Source organism: uncultured Leptotrichia sp., from assembly GCF_938036635.1.
GTDB classification, from domain to species: Bacteria; Fusobacteriota; Fusobacteriia; order Fusobacteriales; family Leptotrichiaceae; genus Leptotrichia; species Leptotrichia hongkongensis.
In genome coordinates, this window is the sequence record NZ_CALHQO010000112.1 from 1 (window position 1) to 3,813 (window position 3,813).

Here is a 3,813-nt window from a genome sequence, read left to right on the forward strand (position 1 = left end):
ATGGAAAAAGCACATAACCTTATTAATATAAAAAAGTCAAAAATGTCAAATTATACTTCAATTATTGACCACATTTTCAGAAAACATAGGCAGTATAAAAATCAAAATATTAATTCTGAAAAAACTGAATTAAATACAATAATTCTAGACAAATTTGGATATAAAAATGGTAATTTTGAATTATCAGAATACTTTAAAAAAAATAAAATTAAAACCAAAAAAGATAGCGTAGTTCTAGTTAATTTTCTTTGCAATCTTGATGAAAAAATTTTTGAAAATATGGGTCAGGAAGAGATGACAGAAGTGTTCAAAAAAAATTTAAAGTGGCTAGAAAAAGAATACCCAAAAATGAATTTTATTTCTGCCGTAATTCATTACGATGAGAAAAAACCGCATATGCATGTCTGTGCAATTCCTTTAGCAGTTAAGGAAAAAAAACTTACTCAAAGAGAAGTTTTAAAAGAGCTTACAAAATTAAATTTAAGTGATAAAAAAAGTGATAAAGAGTTTATAAAAAAATTTCAGAATGAGCATAAGTATACAGCAACTACGCTTTCAGCAAAAAAATATTTTGATGGGAAAAGTTCGCTTTATGAACTTCAAAATAAATGGTTTGAATACCAGAAGGAACTGTTTAAGGACAAAAATATTGAAATTTTGAGAAGAAAACACGAAGGAAGAAGATATATTAAAAATATTGAGGTCTTTAAAGCTGAAGCACAAAAAGTTGCCGATGAAATGACCGAAGAACTCAAAATAGAGGACATACAAATTCCTGAAGCAAAAGTTTCACTTGAATATCCTAAAATTCATCAAGAAAAACCCTTTTGGGGAGCAAAAAAAGAATATGTACTAAAACAAGATTTTGATAACTATTTAAAAAATCTGGATGAATATTTTTTGAAACATAACGAAAATGTAAATAACTTAACAAAAGAATACAACAGTTCAAAAAACATCATAATTAGCGACTTTATATACAGCCAAAGCGGAGAAAAGGCAAGAAGCGACTATGAGCTTACAATGACTAAAAAGAAGCTTGAAAACATAAAAGAAAAGGGAGAAGTGTACCATTTTATCGACAGCAAGTCAAAAAAATTGGAAGAAGGGTTTGATAACGTTATTTCTCAAAAGCTTCAAAAGATTGGAAAAATAGATGAAGAAATAGATGAAAGGCAGAAAGAACTTGAAAAAAATGACAAGTTTATAAAATCTCAAGAAGAAAAAATAAAAGACAATAATTTAATTATTGAACCAATTATAAAAAAAGGCAAGGAAGAATGGGAAAAAGAAAAAGTTCAGCTAAGACAAAATTTTGATAAAAAAATTGATACTGAATACAGAGAAGTTGTAAGGGAAGCTAGAAAGTATATAGCTGATGGACAAGATGCAAAAGAATTTCTGGAACAGAATCAAGAAACTATAGATGCCATAAAAGATTACAAGTTAAACTATAAGGCAAAACAGCAGGAGTTAAAGGATCTAGAGCCAAATTTTAAAAAAAATATCAGAAACGAAATTGAAACTGAATTTAAAATCAAAGAAGACAGCTTGAAAAAATCTCAGGAAAAAATTTCTGAAAAAGAAAAAACTCTTGAAAAAGAGTCGCTTGACTTAAATGCCAGAAAAGAAAAAATTACTCAAAGAGAAAACGGACTAAACACAAGAGAAGAAAAACTGCACCAAAGAGAAATAAACATTGAACCAAGAGAAAACGCATTAAACAAGCTATCTCAAGAATTAAGCAGAAAAGATGAAAGATTGCAGAGAAAGGAGCAAGAAATTGACAAACAAATAGATCAAATGAAAGCTATTACAGAAAAATCTCTTGAAAGAGAAAAGCAACTATCAATCAGGGAGCAGAAAGTAGGAAGAACGGAGAATAAAATATTTCTTAGTCAGGATGAAGAAATAAGCAATTACTTTTTTAACATTTTTGAGCTTAAAGCACAAATAGAAAGTTATGATGACATAACCGCTCAAATTGAAGAAAGAAACAAGATAAATTCTGCAAAACAAAATAAAATATCCAATAAAATAAAAGATTTCATTTCAAATTTAAGCGTTCTATTCAATCAGGGATTCTATGAACTTGTGGATTTTTTTAAAACAAAAGTAAAAAATTTTTCTGCAAACAAACAGATTGAAAAGAAAATACCTGAAAATGATGAAATATTTTTTGGTTTAGTAGAAGACTACAAGAACTGTGAAAAAGAGGAAAAAATTGGAAAATTAAGAAGAGAACAGGACAGAGGCTTCAGCAGATAATAAAATTTATAATATATTTGCCAAAAGATTTTAAAAAATTTTATTTTTTTAGTGGAACAATATTCCAGGAGGTCATATGAAGCAATATAAAGGCTCATATTCAACAAGAATTAAGTTTTTGATATAAAAGGTCAAGTAGAAGGGAAAAGGCTCTTAAAACTAAAATTTGAGCATCTGAGACATATTCGGCATATTTATTATTGATCCCACCATTTATACACAGTCATTTTTGACAATCCAGTGTCTCTAATGCACTGTGCCTTTTTTCCATCAGGATTATTTTTTCTCCACTCTTTCACTTGATTTTCTTTTGTGCCACTTCCTTTAGGTCTTCCATCTGTATTTCTCCATGTTCCATTCGGATGAGTAATATTATCTCTTACAAAATTCATTATTTTTATATGTTCTTTTTGTTTTCTTCCATTTCTTTTATTTTTAGGAATATCAACATTAGTCAATTTTGCTATAGTATCTCTAGGAAATGTAAAATAATTATCATGATAACAATTTAAAGCAGCCACAATATCATCAATTTCAAAATGATTATCTTCCTCCTCAGTTCTGTTGTCTAAAATTTCCAGAAATCCAAAAGCATCCTTTTCTAACTCTTCATAGCTTATCCCACACTTCTTAGCATAAATTGCCAGAGCCATAATCCCAAAATATCTATGACCTGCACTTATTTTCTCAATAATTTTCATTTTCCACCAGTCATACAAGGCTCTCTTAACTATCCATTTTCTTTCCCTTGCCGGTTCTTTATTTACAATTCTTTTCTCATACCAGTCTGGAAAATTTTTTTTATAATATTCTAATTTTTTAGATTTTTTCTTATCTTTCTGTGGAAATTTTAAACTGACATCAAATTTACAAAACGGAATACTCGCTTTTAATTCTTCCAAATTCGTTCTTTTACCTACTTTAAAAGCTCTTACTGGATATTCTTTTCCTAATTTGCTCCAAGATCCAACAGCCCTAAATCCCTGTAAAACTCCAGTCATATCCTTTTCTTTTTTAGAGCTTGTATAATCATTCCAAATTCTATCAATCAGAAGTTCTTTAAATTGAGTTAAAGTTTTTTGATAATGCCGATATAACGGCAACGGTTCATCAAGAAAATAATATAGATGGAGTCCACGACCACTATTTACAATGTATGTAGGATTAGGCAAAAGCTTATTTTTAATTTGAAACAGCAGATCTCTAATATTATTTTCCCTTACATAATCCAAATCAATAACAAAAGCAAAAAGAAATCTGGCATTTTTAGAAACCCTATTCTTTCCAAAATAATTAACAGGAGCAATTAAACCAAAAGAAACATCTGTAACATATTTTATTCCTTCCAGATCATCAGTGATAACAAAACTTTTACTTCTTTTCTTTGCCTTACTAATTTGAATACCAATTATATTGCCCTTAATACTATGATTTTCATCTAAATGTTCTCCCCTTTTCTGCAAACTACCTTCAGGAAATAAATCCCTATAGAAAGTAAAAGGATCAACTTCCTTAAACCCTCTATCTTTCAAAAACTTATTTTTA

2 protein-coding genes are annotated in these 3,813 nt (G+C 28.7%); one reads left to right on the forward strand and one right to left on the reverse strand.

All coding sequences use genetic code 11. The features are described 5' to 3' along the window. Positions 1-2,268, forward strand: a 2,268-nt coding sequence (locus Q0370_RS02035) for a plasmid recombination protein (RefSeq protein WP_299571423.1), incomplete at its 5' end; no start/stop codon positions are given. A gap of 197 nt (positions 2,269-2,465) precedes the next feature. Here Q0370_RS02035 and Q0370_RS02040 read toward each other — a convergent pair. After that, positions 2,466-3,813: hypothetical protein (locus tag Q0370_RS02040; RefSeq protein ID WP_299571425.1), on the reverse strand; the 1,348-nt coding region annotated here is incomplete at its 5' end.